The 15,612-nt window shown below is 32.2% G+C and carries 17 protein-coding genes and 1 pseudogene; 15 read left to right on the forward strand and 3 right to left on the reverse strand.

The window, feature by feature from the left end:
* The first annotated feature begins 11 nt into the window (after nt 1-11).
* The 6 genes from ACJJVP_RS16155 to ACJJVP_RS16180 all read left to right on the forward strand — a co-directional run bounded on the left by ACJJVP_RS16155 (nt 12) and on the right by ACJJVP_RS16180 (nt 5,126).
* Entirely contained in the window at nt 12-362 is a 351-nt protein-coding gene (locus ACJJVP_RS16155; protein WP_405415244.1) for a hypothetical protein, read from the forward strand.
* Nucleotides 359-517 carry a lmo0937 family membrane protein gene (locus tag ACJJVP_RS16160; protein WP_405415247.1) on the forward strand — a complete coding sequence of 53 codons (159 nt, stop codon included), beginning with the start codon at nt 359-361 and terminating at the stop codon, nt 515-517. The genes ACJJVP_RS16155 and ACJJVP_RS16160 overlap by 4 nt, the downstream gene beginning before the upstream one ends.
* A gap of 95 nt (nt 518-612) precedes the next feature.
* Entirely contained in the window at nt 613-2,250 is a 1,638-nt protein-coding gene (locus ACJJVP_RS16165) for an ABC-F family ATP-binding cassette domain-containing protein (protein ID WP_405415250.1), read from the forward strand.
* Nucleotides 2,251-2,347: 97 nt separating this feature from the next.
* Nucleotides 2,348-3,451, forward strand: a complete 1,104-nt coding sequence (locus tag ACJJVP_RS16170; protein ID WP_405415253.1) for a serine hydrolase domain-containing protein — start codon at nt 2,348-2,350, stop codon at nt 3,449-3,451.
* 206 nt (nt 3,452-3,657) lie between these two features.
* Nucleotides 3,658-4,110 carry a hypothetical protein gene (locus ACJJVP_RS16175; protein WP_405415255.1) on the forward strand — a complete coding sequence of 151 codons (453 nt, stop codon included), beginning with the start codon at nt 3,658-3,660 and terminating at the stop codon, nt 4,108-4,110.
* A gap of 209 nt (nt 4,111-4,319) precedes the next feature.
* A complete protein-coding gene (locus ACJJVP_RS16180; RefSeq protein ID WP_405415257.1) occupies nt 4,320-5,126 on the forward strand; it encodes a hypothetical protein in 807 nt (268 codons plus the stop codon).
* Nucleotides 5,127-5,256: 130 nt separating this feature from the next.
* On the opposite strand, the pseudogene ACJJVP_RS16185 reads toward ACJJVP_RS16180, so the two are convergent.
* Nucleotides 5,257-6,226 (reverse strand): annotated as a pseudogene (locus ACJJVP_RS16185) (IS110 family transposase).
* A gap of 402 nt (nt 6,227-6,628) precedes the next feature.
* Between ACJJVP_RS16185 and ACJJVP_RS16190 the strand changes: the two are divergent.
* From ACJJVP_RS16190 to ACJJVP_RS16220, 7 genes are all read left to right on the forward strand, one after another.
* Entirely contained in the window at nt 6,629-6,868 is a 240-nt protein-coding gene (locus tag ACJJVP_RS16190) for a type II toxin-antitoxin system ParD family antitoxin (protein WP_036152076.1), read from the forward strand.
* Nucleotides 6,861-7,148: a type II toxin-antitoxin system RelE/ParE family toxin gene (locus ACJJVP_RS16195; RefSeq protein WP_405415260.1), complete on the forward strand. Its 288-nt coding sequence runs from the start codon at nt 6,861-6,863 to the stop codon at nt 7,146-7,148. Before ACJJVP_RS16190 ends, ACJJVP_RS16195 begins: the two co-directional genes overlap by 8 nt.
* A gap of 152 nt (nt 7,149-7,300) precedes the next feature.
* Nucleotides 7,301-8,215, forward strand: coding sequence for a helix-turn-helix domain-containing protein (locus ACJJVP_RS16200; RefSeq protein ID WP_405415263.1), 915 nt, complete (start codon nt 7,301-7,303; stop codon nt 8,213-8,215).
* Nucleotides 8,216-8,749: 534 nt separating this feature from the next.
* A complete protein-coding gene (locus ACJJVP_RS16205) occupies nt 8,750-9,052 on the forward strand; it encodes a DUF3817 domain-containing protein (RefSeq protein WP_405415266.1) in 303 nt (100 codons plus the stop codon).
* Between the two features lie 38 nt (nt 9,053-9,090).
* Entirely contained in the window at nt 9,091-9,432 is a 342-nt protein-coding gene (locus ACJJVP_RS16210) for a rhodanese-like domain-containing protein (protein ID WP_405415267.1), read from the forward strand.
* Complete coding sequence (locus tag ACJJVP_RS16215; protein WP_405415270.1) at nt 9,429-9,638, forward strand: hypothetical protein; 210 nt, start codon at nt 9,429-9,431, stop codon at nt 9,636-9,638. The genes ACJJVP_RS16210 and ACJJVP_RS16215 overlap by 4 nt, the downstream gene beginning before the upstream one ends.
* Nucleotides 9,639-9,702: 64 nt before the next feature.
* A complete protein-coding gene (locus tag ACJJVP_RS16220) occupies nt 9,703-10,191 on the forward strand; it encodes a DUF6985 domain-containing protein (protein WP_405415272.1) in 489 nt (162 codons plus the stop codon).
* A gap of 722 nt (nt 10,192-10,913) precedes the next feature.
* Here the strand turns inward: ACJJVP_RS16220 and ACJJVP_RS16225 are convergent.
* A complete protein-coding gene (locus tag ACJJVP_RS16225; protein WP_405415274.1) occupies nt 10,914-11,684 on the reverse strand; it encodes an SDR family NAD(P)-dependent oxidoreductase in 771 nt (256 codons plus the stop codon).
* A 12-nt stretch (nt 11,685-11,696) separates the two neighbouring features.
* Nucleotides 11,697-12,560, reverse strand: coding sequence for a sugar phosphate isomerase/epimerase family protein (locus ACJJVP_RS16230; RefSeq protein WP_405415277.1), 864 nt, complete (start codon nt 12,558-12,560; stop codon nt 11,697-11,699).
* Nucleotides 12,561-13,025: 465 nt separating this feature from the next.
* On the opposite strand from ACJJVP_RS16230, the gene ACJJVP_RS16235 reads away from it, so the two are divergent.
* Together ACJJVP_RS16235 and ACJJVP_RS16240 are read left to right on the forward strand one after the other, a co-directional pair.
* Nucleotides 13,026-13,625 carry a hypothetical protein gene (locus ACJJVP_RS16235; RefSeq protein WP_405415278.1) on the forward strand — a complete coding sequence of 200 codons (600 nt, stop codon included), beginning with the start codon at nt 13,026-13,028 and terminating at the stop codon, nt 13,623-13,625.
* A gap of 1,603 nt (nt 13,626-15,228) precedes the next feature.
* Nucleotides 15,229-15,594 (forward strand): hypothetical protein, encoded by a 366-nt coding sequence (locus ACJJVP_RS16240; RefSeq protein ID WP_405415281.1) that lies wholly within the window; start codon nt 15,229-15,231, stop codon nt 15,592-15,594.
* Nucleotides 15,595-15,612: the final 18 nt, after the last annotated feature.

Consider the following 15,612-nt stretch of genomic DNA (forward strand, 5'->3'; position numbering starts at 1 on the left):
AAACTATAAAAATGATTACAGAAGATAAAAGCACACATAAAACCAGAACTACGGGTGGTCTTGAAAACAAAGTACCGCAAAATAGTGGTTTGCAAGAAAATGACAGCTTAAGTGATAAAACAAGTACGACTGTGAATAATGGCGGAGTTGCTACGGCTAAATATGATCTGCATTTAGAAAAACAGTGGTTGGCAGTACAAGATGAATATTTAGCTAATTTTCCCGAGACTGAAGATATCGACACGAATAATGAACATGATAGTTTAGAAGCATTGATAAGTAATATTGCCAAAAGAAGGCAAAAATCTAAACAAGAGATTCACGATGAAATTATGAACTGGAATGCAGATAATGAAGCATGAAAAATATAATCTACATTTTAATAGTAGTGTTGGTCATAAGCTGGGTATTAGGTTTTGTCGTATTCAAAGTTTTAGGCGCACTTGTTCACTTATTACTTTTATTGGCTGTTGTTCTCTTGGTATATAACTGGCTAAGTAATAAAAAAAGCACTTAACACGAAGTCATACTGATAGAAAGCAATAACTTTTTTACGTAGTTAGCAATAAGCACCATATCTTATTGCTAGTTTTGCATTTTTAAATATAAAGCATGATTTCAGTAGATAACCTAGCCGTAGAATTCAGTGGCACCACCCTATTCAGTGACGTATCATTTGTCATAAACCCAACAGATAAGATAGCCCTAATGGGTAAAAACGGTGCTGGTAAATCTACCATGATGAAAATTATTGCTGGAGAGCAAAAAGGTACCCGTGGTCATGTTAGAGTACCGAAAGATGCAGTTATCGCCTATTTACCACAACATTTACTTACAGAAGATAATTGTACCGTATTTGAAGAAGCTGCCAAGGCATTTAAGCACGTATTTTCTATGCGTGATGAAATGGATAAGCTAAATAAAGAATTAGAGACCAGAACAGACTATGAGAGTGATGCCTATATGGGTATCATTGAGAAAGTTTCTGATCTTGGGGAAAAATATTATGCCCTAGACGAAGTTAGTTATGATGCAGAGGTAGAAAAAGCATTAAAAGGTCTAGGCTTTAAACAAGAAGATTTTACAAGGCAAACCAATGAATTTAGCGGTGGTTGGCGTATGCGTATAGAATTAGCTAAAATTTTACTACAAAAACCAGATCTCATTCTTTTAGATGAACCTACCAATCATATCGATATCGAATCGGTAATTTGGCTTGAAGATTTCTTGTTGAATAAAGCCAAAGCTGTTATGGTTATCTCTCACGATAGAGCTTTCATTGATAATATAACCAATCGTACTATTGAAGTAACAATGGGTCGCATTTATGATTATAAAGCGAACTACTCTCACTATTTGCAATTGCGTGAAGATCGAAGATCTCATCAAATAAAAGCATACCAAGAACAACAAAAATTCATTGCCGATAATATGGCTTTTATAGAGCGATTTAAAGGCACCTATTCTAAAACAAATCAAGTAACGTCGCGAGAGCGCATGTTAGAAAAATTAGAGATTATTGAAATAGATGAGATAGATACATCTTCGTTAAAATTACGGTTTCCTCCCGCTCCAAGATCAGGTGATTATCCTGTTACCGTAAAAGATGTCTCTAAATCTTATGATCAATATATAGTTTTTAAAGATGCAAATATGTCTATTGCTAGAGGCGAAAAAGTTTCTTTTGTTGGTAGAAATGGAGAAGGTAAATCTACTATGATCAAAGCCATTTTAAGCCAAATTACCATAGAGGGCACCTGTCAATTAGGTCATAATGTAAAGGTGGGTTATTTTGCTCAAAATCAAGCTTCATTACTTGACCCCGAACTTACTATATTTCAAACCGTAGATGAAGTTGCCTTTGGTGATATCCGCAATCAGATTAAAAATATTTTAGGTCGCTTTATGTTTACTGGTGATGATATTGATAAAAAAGTAAGCATGCTTTCAGGTGGAGAAAAAACCCGATTGGCTATGGTAAAATTATTATTAGAACCTGTCAACCTTTTAATATTAGATGAACCTACAAATCACTTGGACCTTAAATCTAAAGATGTTTTGAAAGAGGCATTAGCAACCTATGATGGTACACTAATATTAGTTTCGCACGATAGGGATTTTTTACAGGGTCTATCTCAAAAAGTATTTGAGTTTAAAGAGCAACGTGTTATAGAACACTTTGAAACCATTGATGCTTTCTTAGAGCGCAATAGAATTAAAAGTATTGCTGAAATTAATTTGATGAAGTAATTAATCTTTTCTGTAAAGTAAATAATTAAATTCATGATAAATAAGAAATAAACGTACCTAGGTACGTTTATCCAATTGTTGTGCTTAATTTAAAAAAATGAAAATCAGAACATTCATTCTCATCATATTTCTAGCAATTTATACTTCAGCCTATTGTCAATTGAGTAGGTCAGAAGAGCAAAAATTAGACAGTTTAATGAAAGAGAATAAGATACCTGGTGCAAGCTTGAGTATTTTAAAAAACAGCAAAGTTGTCTATAGCAAAGGATTCGGAATTAGTAATGCCTCTAATAAGGTCAACGAAAAGACAATTTTCCAAGCAGCATCACTAAGTAAATTTCCAACTGGATTATTATTTCTTATTAATACTCAAAATCAAATATTTGACCTCGACAATGACGTGAATGTCTACCTAAAAACTAATAAGTTAGATGGTTATAACTCAGAGCCAAATACGATTCCAACAATTTCACAACTACTCAGTCATACAGGTGGTATGAATACGCACGGATTTCTTGGTTATAAACCTAATAGAAAAATTATACCAACCATTGAAAATGTAATTGATGGAAAACATACATTTTTGTGGGAATCTGAAATCAAAATTAAGAATAAAGTAAATAGTGAATTTAATTATTCTGGCGGGGGCTATTGTTACTTACAGAAAGTAATAAAAGACACTAAGGGAGAGTTATTCAGAACTGTTATGCAAAAAGAGTTATTGCAACCTTTAAATATGAAGAATAGCTATTTTGGTTTAAACCCAAATAAAGAAGATGACATCGCATATGGTTATAAAAACGGGAAACCTATTAAGTTTGGATATAGAGTTTATCCCCAAGAAGCTGCCGCAGCATTATGGACTAATTCTTTTGATTACTCCCAATTACTACTTGAAGTACTAGCAGGTTTAAACGATGACAAATCTTCAATTTTAACCAAAGAATCCATCGCTTTATTGAAATCACCCGCAAAATTATCAAATGGTAAGTTAATTAGGTCTGGATTAGGAGTAGGTCTTCAGTTAGATGAAAATAAAAAAGTGAAAGGGATAAGTCATGGTGGTGCCAATGTAGGATATTCCTCTTTTTTCTATTTAAACTTAACCAATGGTTCTGGTTATGTAATTCTTACAAATGCCCATTATGCAAACTTAAAAGAGATAAAAAACCTTATAACGGAAAACATCGCAGAAAACTAAGCACAACAAAACCTATAAACAATACGGGCTTCGGGCTTAATCGCAGGGTTTGCGTATTTTTATGATGTCCGCAAAATCTTTGGGATTTTGCTTTAAACAAGGAAAAGAAAAAACAAAACAAAAAGATTTCGCTATGTGCGTGGCGGAAAGCAAACGCTAGTTTGCTCCCGTACTGTTCATAGCTAAACCGTTGGCAATAATACTGAATGAACTTAACAAAAGAACAATTAAGCGTTTTCAAAAAAGCTTTTAGACTAGCTAACGATGGAGAAATATCTCTTCCGAAAAAGATAGATTTTGAAAAAATAACGCATATCCAATTCTGGACTGACGGAATGAGAGGTGGAAATTCTTCAACTTTTGTTTTTCTTAAAAATGATGCCGGAGAACCTTATCTAGAATTCAATTCTTCAAATGAATTCATGTCCTTTCATAAAATCATTGAGCAAAGCGGAAAGATTACTGAACTAATTAATTATACAAGGCAAGTTGGAGTGGTGGATTTTTCATTTGTTATGGAAAACTTGATTGATGGAAAAAGTATTAATCCAAAAGAGGCGGAACAAAATGACTTGTCAGAAAAGAAAGAACGGGATAAAAAATTGAAGGTTGATTCAAGGATTAGCTATTGGAGTGGATTTAAGAACTTGTTTAAATAAAGTACTATTGCCAACACAACCTATAAATAATACGGGCTTCGGGCTTAATCGAAAGGTTTGTGTATTTTTAGAATGTCGCGAAATCTTTGGGATTTCGCTTTGACACAAAAAAAAGAAAAAACTAAACCAAAAGATTTCGCTATGTGCGTGGCGGAAAGCCAACGCTAGTTTGCTCCCGTACTGTTCATAGCTAAACCGTTAGGCAACATATGAAAAAACACATTCTACTTTTAATTACATTTTTTCTAATGACAATATTTATGTCGGCTCAAGAATGTGAATATGCAGAATATTATCGAATTGTTGATTCCGCCAAAAAAGATTATTCAAAGCAAGATTTTAAAGAAGCGAACCAAAAATTTAAACTTGCTTTTTCAAAAACGGACTTTCCACACGGACACGATTTAAGCTACGCCCTGATATCAGCAATTAAGTCAAAAGACGATTATTGGGCAGGAACAATTGCAGAAAACCTGGCTAAAGGAGGAATACCTTTGCGATATTTCCAAAAATACAAAAAAGAGAAGTGGTATAAAAAATTCAGTTCTGAATTTGAAAATCACTCAACATACTACAAAGACAGTTTAAACCCTGTTTTAAAGGACAAATTGTTATCCTTGCTTGAAAAAGACAGAGAATTCAATAGTAAATATCACGTATGGAGAACACGAGAAACTGAACTGACTTTACAAGAGCTAATCAAAGGAGCGAATGAAATACTTGAAGAATTTATCACTCTGACTGAAGAATATGGATTTCCAAGCGAGCGAATTATGGGTTATAATTATGTTTGGAGAAAAAATGCAATTGAAAATTTTCCAATTGAGGTTTTCATAGTACATATTTACCAACGAGGAGTTTTGATATTTGAAAATGAAATACCAAATATTGTTTGTAATGGTGGCTTACATCCACAATGGATTGAAACATTGAAAAAAATACGTGGATTTGGAAATAGCACTGGAATAGAACAGGAAATGAAAGCGAGATATGAGAAATTTAGAGGAACTGAATAAAATACGTTGCCTAACAAAGAACTGAGGTAAAAAACAAACAATTTCTTCTTTAATCTGAGACAATATTATTCTAGGCTCATAGATTCAAAAAACAGATTCGTGAGCTTTTTTTATTCAATTTACCTACTATTTATCTAGGCAATACAGAAACGTAGGTTTCATCATATGGCCTGCCGGATTTTGCGATAGCAAAAGACTGCTTTAATAGTTTGTTGGCAACGGCTATCAGTGCCAATTTCTTGCTCTTACCCTTGTTCACGATTCGCTCATATACCTCTTTGCACGCCTTGTTGTGTTTACAGGCATTGAAAGAACATAGAAACAGTAGATTACGAAGCTTTCTATTGCCGACCTTACTTATTCGCGCACGACCTCTTACACTGCTCCCCGACTCTCGTATCGTTGGGGGTTATACCTACATAACTACAAAGCTGTGATGCCGTTTCGAACTTGTTGAAACCATCGGTGACCACTATTAGGAACAATGCGGTCTTTTGACCTATACCGGGTATCGATGTCAACAAGGTCAATTGCTCCTGTTGGTCCTCTTTTACCAATGATAGAATCTTTGATTCGATTGCAGCTACCTCTTTATTGAGCTGTTTCCTGTTACGTAACAAGGAACGATAAACAAACTTTGAGGGTATACCTAAAACAGCTTCTCCATGTATCTTGTTCTTGGTTGCCGTTCGTTGCTTTAAATAGGTATCCAATAATCGGAACAACTGTAGACATTCACTCTGGGTATCCGTCAAGGCATTGTAAATAGGAACCTCGTTGATCAGGGCATACTCACATATAGCCTTGGCATCGCTCTTGTCCGTTTTTACCTTGGCAAGTTTCATTTGAATGAAACGTTTTACAGATAATGGGTTTACTACTGAAACTACTACTCCCTTTTTGTAAAGAAACTGCGCAAGTCTATAATGATAGTAACCGGTAGCTTCCATAACGACCAATGAACCTTTGGGTAATTCCTTAAGGAATTTCTTAAATCCAATTTCATCGTTCTTATACTGGTCGTGACCTATGTTACTACCATGTACATCAAAGACATCTTTACTGATGTCAACTCCAAAAGTTTCTTTATATTTATTCATAAGAAATGTTTTATGAAAGAACCGGCTACTTCTGCTCACAACAACTTGAAAACGAGATCTAAAGTCTCACAGAACTGAACGTGATCTGAGTAGTAAAAGAGAGAGGATTATCAATGTTGTCGAAGTCTGAAGCTTCACCGTATAAAGTAACCTTAATTCTCTCTTTTGTTCTTTCTAGTTATATAAACAATTTACTGAGAATCAAACTTAAGATGTATAACCGCAATTACGGCAGATTCGACTACGTCCGAATCCACTCGGAATTGCTAACGCCAGTTCTAAACCAAAAATTAACGCATATTAACCCGTAACTGACGGTTATACGAGACCGTTGGCAAACATCTTACAAAAATTTGGATTTGGTTCGAATTTGATGTAAATTAGCATCAAAATAGATTTCTCATGGCAAGACAAAGTATATCGTTTACGCGACCAAATGATGAATGGTTAAAGACACAAGTTGATAATCAGGAATATTCAAGTAAAAGCGAACTTGTTAATGACTTAATTCGTCAGGCAAGAAACCAACAAATCGAAATCGACTGGATTAGAGCTAAATTAGAAAAGTCTGAAAATAGTGGATTTACCAATGATAGTAAAGAGCAAATTTTAGCGCAATCTAAGTCTGAGCTTAATGACTAAATATAGATTAAGCAACGAAGCCAAGAACGACTTAATACGAATTCATCGTTACGGAGTTAAAAAATTCGGAATGCAACAAGCGGACAAATATTTCGAAACCTTTTTCGAATATTTTGACATTATCGCTAAAAGACCGTATTCATTTGAATCTATAGAATACATAAAAGCAGGGTATCGAAGATGCGTTTGCGGTTCGGACAGTATTTACTACAAAATAAATAATGATATTGTTGACATAATGGCGATTGTTGGAAAACAGGATTTGAAAAATATGCTCTAAACTGTGTGCAAAAATACTGTTGCCAACACAACCTCCTATGAAAAGCTTTAGCTTCGTGCGTAGACGGAAACTCAATGTTTCCTTAATACCGCACTGCTCATATACAGATACGTTACCCACAAGCTAAAGAAACATCTCATTAAATAGAAAGTGTGAAATCTGAAATAAAAACATATAACTCTGAGGGTTTCCGAAAAGAATACTTCAACGCTAGTCCTGAACTTAATAAGCTTTTCGAAAACAATATTGAAGATTTTTTTTGTCTAAAAATTGAAGAATTAATTGAAAGAGTTTTTAAACCAATACTTCCTTCAAGGGAAGAAAGTCACACGCTTATTTTTGTTACAGAAGGCTCATATAGAACTAAAATAGGATTTAAAGAATACACAATTACACCCAACAATATTTTAGTAATACAAGCAGGTGCAGTATTTTCAACAGAAGATATTTCTAAAAATGTTAAAGGATATACTTGTCATTTTTACCCTGAGATACTAATTAGAGAATTTGGTAATCGTTCTTTGGTGTCAGATTTTCATTTTTTAAACAATGGTAATTATCCAATTATTCAAATTAATCAAGATTCAAAGAACGCAATTCTTAATGTTTTTCAAAGGTTAGTTACTGAATTTAAAAGTGATAAAAAACCTAATACTGATATTGTTCACGCTTACCTTTATACCTTATTAACAGAATTGAAAATCTTGTATAGATTGAAAAATTTAAATAGGCAGAATGCGTCTTATCGCATTACTACTCAATTTAAAATATTAGCAAATAAAAAGGCAAAAGATAATCTAAAAGTAGCTGACTTTGCCAAGTTGATGAACATAAGTCCTAACCACTTAAACAAATCAGTAAGAGCGACTACTTCAAAATCTGCAACTGAAATTATTGACGAGATTAAACTAATTGAAATTAAATATCTTCTCTATCAGTCCAATTTATCAATTAGCGAAATATCCTATGAAATGGGGTATTTAGATGTATCATATTTTACACGTTTTTTTAAGAAACGTGAAGGTGTTTCACCTAAAGAATTTAGAATATTGATTGAAAAGTCCTGATAACGGAATAAATATTTATACTCAAAACTCGTAATAATACAGACCTTTGCATGGACAAAATTAAAGGTTATGTATGCCACTATTCTCATATTACATTCAATACTCAGATGGCTTGTATTACTATCATTGTGCTATGCAATCTTTAGAGCTTACAAAGGGCTTAACACTCAATCGACCTTCACTGATATTGATAATAAAGTACGTCATTGGACAGCCACAATAGCGCATACTCAGCTCACTATTGGTATGCTTGTATACATAAAAAGTCCTATTATCAAATATTACTTTTCCGATTTTAAAAACTTAATAAATAATTGGAATTTGACATTTTTTGGACTGTTTCATTTTATCATTATGGTTTCAGCAATAATTATAATTACCATAGGGTCAGCAAAAGCTAAACGAAAGAAAACAGATAAGGAAAAATTTAGAACTATGTTAACTTATTTTTCAATTGGATTAATAATAATTTTTATAGCGATTCCTTGGCCGTTTTCGCCATTAGCTAATAGACCACTTTTAAGAACATATTAAATGAAACAATTTTTTAATTCAAGTTTAAGCAGATTACGTATACTAGCATTCTTAGAAGGATTTTCCTTGATAATTCTAGTTTTTGTGTCAATGCCTCTCAAATACATTTATGGAATAACTAAGATATCTTCAATTTTAGGTCCTATTCACGGTTTATTATTCTTACTATTCATATTTAACACCATAAGTGTAGGCACAGAATATAATTGGAAATTCAAAACAACAACATGGAAAGTATTAATCGCCTGTATCATACCATTTGGAACTTTTTATATTGACTATAAGATTTTAAGCAAACTATGAAAACAGTTTACATAATAATCAAAATTATATTTACAATCATGATTCTATTCGTTGTTTTTAATAAAATTTATCGATACCACACAATAGACAATGATTTAGGGAAAAAAGTTACAAAAGGCGCTATAATACTTGATGTGCGAACAGATAGCGAATATAGTAAAGGTCATATTGAAGGTTCTGTAAATATTCCTTTAGGAACAATTAGAGAAAGCTATAGTGAATTAGATTCAACTAAAACCTATATTACATATTGCTCACACGGATTACGTAGTGCAAAAGTGAAAAACATTTTAAAAGAAAAAGGCTTCAAAGAGGTTTACAATGGTGGAGTAATGACTGACTTAGAGGCTATAATTGAAAAATATACCTTGAAAGAATGATTTATGTATTTAAAACCTCTGTAAATACTGAAATAGAAATTAAGGAGTTAAAACCATATATCGACAAACTTTTTCCGTTTTCAAAATGGAATTTTGACCTTGAGGATTGTGACAATATTTTCAGAATTGAGATTAAAGAAAGTAAACCTCATTTAATTATCTTATTTTTCAAAGTATTCGATTTTCATTGTGAGAAATTAGAATAAAGCCAGTGGGTAACAATGTGTACAAAACTATACTAGAACGTTGTGTAGCATTTAAATTAAACCTATGAATGAACATAAATACTGGGGTAAAGTTGAACAAGATTGGGCTGGTTTTTCTTCAGGAATACAATTTTCGTCACCTTATTTTGACAATGCTAATGTCACAATATTTTTGGGAGAGGAATTTGACGAAGATGGAGAGGAAATTGAGTTGCCCTCGAATAAGAACCTGGACGCCTATGAAAAAACCTACTTGAAATTCATTGAAAATTTAGAAGACGTTGTTCAAAAAATACAAGTAAGCACTTTTGATTACTATATTAAATATTACGCACATTATTTTGAAAACGAGAAAAAATCAGGAAAGAAACCCCTAGGTATATCAACTAAAGAGAAACTTTTTGAATATATCAGGGATATTAATTATATACGAATATTAGAGAATGATAATATTAAAATTCCAATTCATTTTAAAATAGATACGGAACATGGAATTGAAGTTAGACTTGAAAATAACTCAGTGATAAATGTTGGTGGAATAGCAGAAACGTAAAAAAAACGCTACACAGCAAAACCTACTATAAAAAACCTTAGTCAAGTTCTCTAAAGTTAATTAAATTTTTTTCTTGCCTTAAGCCTCCATTTTTTTGTTTTAAAATAACTTACTGGTAATCCTAGTGATCGTATCAAACTTTAAAACGTCACCGACATCTGTAAGATTATAATAAAACGGTTCTCTTGCTAAATATTTGATCCTGAACGAAACAGGTTACGGGTTTTATCTTGTGATACGGTTCTCACTACTATTTTAGAGCTTTGTTATGATTCCTATTCTATTTTTTTCAATTATTATTCTCAACCTCTATATTATAAGAAATTTCCGTTTTAATTACAGCCAAGGTTCTGCTGAGTAGCTTTGGTGGTCAAACTTTTATTTCTTACTTTTTTTAAAAAAAATCAATGAAAAATTCACTTACTTAATTGAATTTAATACAGAAGCTGAGTCTTGTAATTTTATAGAATTTTATTGGGTTAATGAAAATACTTTTATTTATAGACAATCTTATTTTGTACCAGAAAATAGAATTAAAATATTTTATAAAGGAAAAATAAAAACAACATTTAATAAAATGCACAAACATAATTCATTCGATAAAATCTACTTTTTAAACCGATTGAACAGATGTTTTGGGACTCAAAATTGAATTTTATTAGCTTTCTATGAAATGAAAAAATATACTTCGGATTTAGGCTTATTGATAAGCTGTATACTATTTACCAAACGGAATAACCTCCATCTACTATAACATCTGAACCTGTCATAAAACTAGAGGCTTCTGATGCTAATAAAATGGCAATAGGACATAATTCTTCTGGCTGACCTGGTCTTTTTAAAAGCGTGTCGTTTTTCCAAGCACCACCGTATTTTTCGTCGTCGAATAGGTCTTGTACCAAAGGGGTAAACATATAGCCCGGAGAAATAGAATTTACTCTGATATTGTAGGGTGCCCATTCTGCCGCCAATGATTTTGTTAAATGTACAACCCCGGCTTTTGAAGTATTATACGCGGCTTGTGGCTGTGGCCTATTAACGATAGAACCAGACATTGATGCAATATTAATAATGCGACCTCCACCGTTTTCTTTCATATAATTCGCTGCAGCTTGGCAGCCATAAAAAACACCGTTCAAATTAATGTCTAATACCTTGCGCCATTCATCTACCGTGACTTCTTCAGCTGCTTTCCAATTTCCAATCCCGGCATTATTCATAAAAAAGTCGAGTCTGCCGTATTTTTCGGTCACAGATTTCACTAAATTTTCTACGCTTTCTTTGGCACTAACATCCGTTTTCACAAAAAAGGAACGCTTTTTTAATTTTTCAATCATGGTAACGGTTTCCAGTGCTTTTTCTGCATTGATATCTGCTACTACAACATCTGCACCAGCTTCTGCAAAACTTAGGGCGAAAGCCCTTCCCAAGCCTTGTCCAGCTCCGGTTACAACACCAACTTGTCCTTTCAATGAAAATTTATCCAACACCATACCCAACGCTAATTAATTGTTATAATATTTATTTTCTAATCCTTTTAAATAAGCCAAACCATCACGCAACAAAACATCACTTGATGGTGTTAATTTACGCCACATACATGTAGCCGCAATCATACTATCAGATACTTCTGAAAAAGACTCCAAGCCAACCAAACCGCTATAATTTCCATCGGCAAAGGCTTTATAGATTTGGTCCCAATCCACAGTTCCAGTTCCAGGTGTACCTCGATGGCTTTCACTCAAATGAAAATGGCATAACTCTGGAATCGCTTTTTTGGTTGGGTCATAAAAGTTCTCCTCTTCAATATTCATATGATAGGCATCTAAATGAACTTTCACATTCGGCTCATCTATTAGTTCCTTTAATTTAAAGGCTTGATCACAGGTATTGATTAAAAATGTTTCATAACGATTAATGGCTTCAAGTCCCAAAGTAACTCCCAAATTTTGAGCAAATTTCGATACTATTTTCAGTGACTCAGCAGACCAATTCCAATAACGCTCATCTGGTATACCATTTATTTTTCTACCTATTTCAGAATAAATAACCCCGGTCATAACAGTACCGCCCATGTCTGCAGTAGCTTGCACACATTCTTTTAAGTATGCAATACCTTTTTTACGTATATGTTCTTCGGAACTTGTAATATCAGTAGCCGCTGAACAGGCTAAAGAAGTGCAAACCTCTAAATTTTGCTGCTGTAATCTTTCTTTAATTTTAATGGGATCTACTAAGTCTATATCCATTAAAGGGATTTCTATAGAATCAAAACCTAAACCTTTTGCTCTGTCAATTAAATCGAGTGTATCATTGCTCCATTTGGTAGTCCAAGCATACGCATGGACTGCATAAGTCAAATTTTTCATTTCTTATTTTTAAAATATTAAATCTTCTGTCTCTAAATTTAAAACAGAAATATATCTAATTTAAGACTTTCTTGTTAAGATCTACTATACATCTTTCAATGCCGTAGGAGGGTATTTTATTATATCTTTATTAAATTTTATTCTATTTAATACTACCAAATATAGCAATAATTCTAGCGGTTTTAATCTTGTAATGGTCAGTTGTTTTTTCTTTAAAATTTTATATCAATTACAAAACGGCACATCATAAAAACTACACACAACAATGAATAAAAAACATAGAGCAGGTTAAGTGTTTATTTGAAAGGTTTGAGCTTATTTACTAGGTCGTCTAATATAAAATATGGCGTTTTCAATAAATAAGATAAAAGTAAATTTTTATATTTGACTTAGTTTCAAACTGAAACTAAGTGCCAATCACCTACCCTACGTATTTTATACTAAACATTTCGTGCAATCTAAAAAATGAAACAAATAATAATTTCAATACTGATTTTTGGATTTTTTGGTTGCAAAAATGAGGGACAAGAAAAAGATAAAATGGAGACGAAAACTGAAAATTTGGAAACCCTTGCTTTTAATGGAATAAGCATTGATTTTGAGTTTAATTCGGACAAACCGACTTTTGGAGACTTGTTTCTAATCGTTGGTTTTGATAACCCTAATTTTATTGCAAAAAGTAGAGCGTTTGAAAAACTAAATGAATTGGGATTTGAACAAACCGATGACTTTTTCGGCATCAAAAACGACATGGGGAATGGAAGTGACGTCAAAATTTGGTTATTTCCTGTCATAAACGGAGAAGAAGTATATAACAAGAATGGACCTTTTGATGCTATTCGAGTTTCTTATGACGTGTTACGAAATAACAAAAAAACCGCTGACCTTTTTGAACACACATTTAATTCAATAATATCAAACCTAAATGTAACACCGACATTTAAAGGAAAACGAATTGAGAATTTCGAGAAGACTAGAGAATTAATAAATAAGACCATAAAATATTGCGAAGAAGAGCTAAAAGTAGAACCAGGTTCTGACAAAGCTCTACTGCTTGACTGGTAAATAAGCCTGTACAAAACAATGCTTGAACATGTTGCAGACTTTAAGGCAAAACCGAAAGGTCTGTGTATACCTACCTGCCGGCAAGCAGGTTTACTAATTCACTAAATATTATAGTATTAACTTTGAACAAGAAAAAAGAAAAATCTGAACAATAAGCTTTAGCCTGACTGTTAGCAGAAATAGCTCAAAATAGCAAATTTTTATATTTACAGTCAAAAATTCTAAGACTTTCAAAAGGAAACTTAAAAAATAGAATTAAAATGTATACTACCCTGCTAGAAACTATTTATTTTACCTTACCCCTTATTATAATGGGATTAGTTATAAAGTATGCTTTTAAGTTAGATGTCAATATTTTATTGCCTTCAGCAATTATGTTATTCCTCTTTATAATTCTAACTATTTGTTCAACATTTACTTTAAAGAAATTTGAAACAGAATTATTCATAATATTTTGTGTTCTTCAATTAATTACTCTGTTTGGAAGTATTTTATTGATGTCAAAGCAAGAAATATTTTGGAAACACTTTTTTATTTCTTTGCCTTTTCAACTTTTCTATTGGCTTCTACTTTTTTATTACGCAGGTTTACAGTTTACACATAAATTTGAAATATAAGCGCCCTACATCAAACATAGTTTGACCGTTAATAGTAAAATTGACCCGTCGTGAAATATGTATACAACAATCAAGAATTTGTATAATTAATTAACTAGGTGTTCCTCATAAATTTGAAGTATTATTTAAAACAATAAATTATGAGTACAAATTGGAACACACAAAACTTTCCTTCAGAAGAAGGGAAACTATTTTAATTAACAGGAGCCAATAGTGGTTTAGGAACTACAAAAGAACTCGTTAAAAAAGGTACTAAAGTTTTTATAGCTGTTAGAAATCGACACAATAGTAAAAGGTGAAAATATGGTACGATTACTTCATTCAAGATATTACTTGGACAAAAAATAAGAAACTATAAATACTTTGATAGAGGTGTTTGAAAAAACAAAAAATAGAGATAATTCAGACTTTGAGTTAAATAAAAAGGTCTGTGTTTACACAATAAGCCACTAAAGTGCTGATATTTAGCTTAATAAAAAAAACTTCCAAAAAATAAGCTCTTTATACATAAAAATAGCCGCTAGTTACTACCCAATAAACAACTAAAACTAAAAATGACTTTTGAATTTGAATTTGAAGACATCAATTTTCATAATATTAAACTTTGTTTTTATAAAAGCTTTAATGGTTTTATAAAAACAAAGTAGAAAATTGGTGAGATAAAGTTTATCTCGGGCAAAGTTCTATTTTTAAAGGGAAGCAGGATTAGTTTTAATAAAGTTCATTTAAAATGAACAAGTCTATTAAATTTTAAAATATATGAACTTATAAACACCTTTTGTAACACTATTTAATAGTATAATCAACTCTACTGTTAAACGAAAAGTCAGTATTTATCTGTTAAAGTAGCTAAATCTTAGCTATTTTACATTTTAGACAATAAAACATAATAAGTCATATACTTTTATTTAGCACATAATTTGAAACCTTACAGGTTATACAAATTTTTTATATCAGAAATATTAGCTGACATTTACAAAATTCAAATGAGCGAATACAATAGAGCTAAAACAATCAAAACTTTTGTTGAAAAAATTGCAACTGGACAATTAGAATTTTCAGAATTAAGAGATACTCTTGAAAAACAAGGGTTAAAAACAGATGAAATAAATATTGTTGTAGGGCAAGTGGATAAACGATCCACAAGGGCCGCACAAATGAAAGAGGTAAATGCAAATGGAAAAAATCTGTTTTATGGAGGATTAGTTTTAGCCGGTGCAGGCTTATTATTTACCATTGCGACATTTTTGGGGTTAATTTACCTAAAAGGATATGGAATTTTGGCTTATGGACCAATTGCTGGTGGACTGATAACCGCAATGATCGGCAAGTCTCAAATGAAAAGAATTTGAAACAATTGCCGGCACAAT

The organism is Maribacter sp. Asnod1-A12 (assembly GCF_045063735.1).
Lineage (GTDB): Bacteria > Bacteroidota > Bacteroidia > Flavobacteriales > Flavobacteriaceae > Maribacter.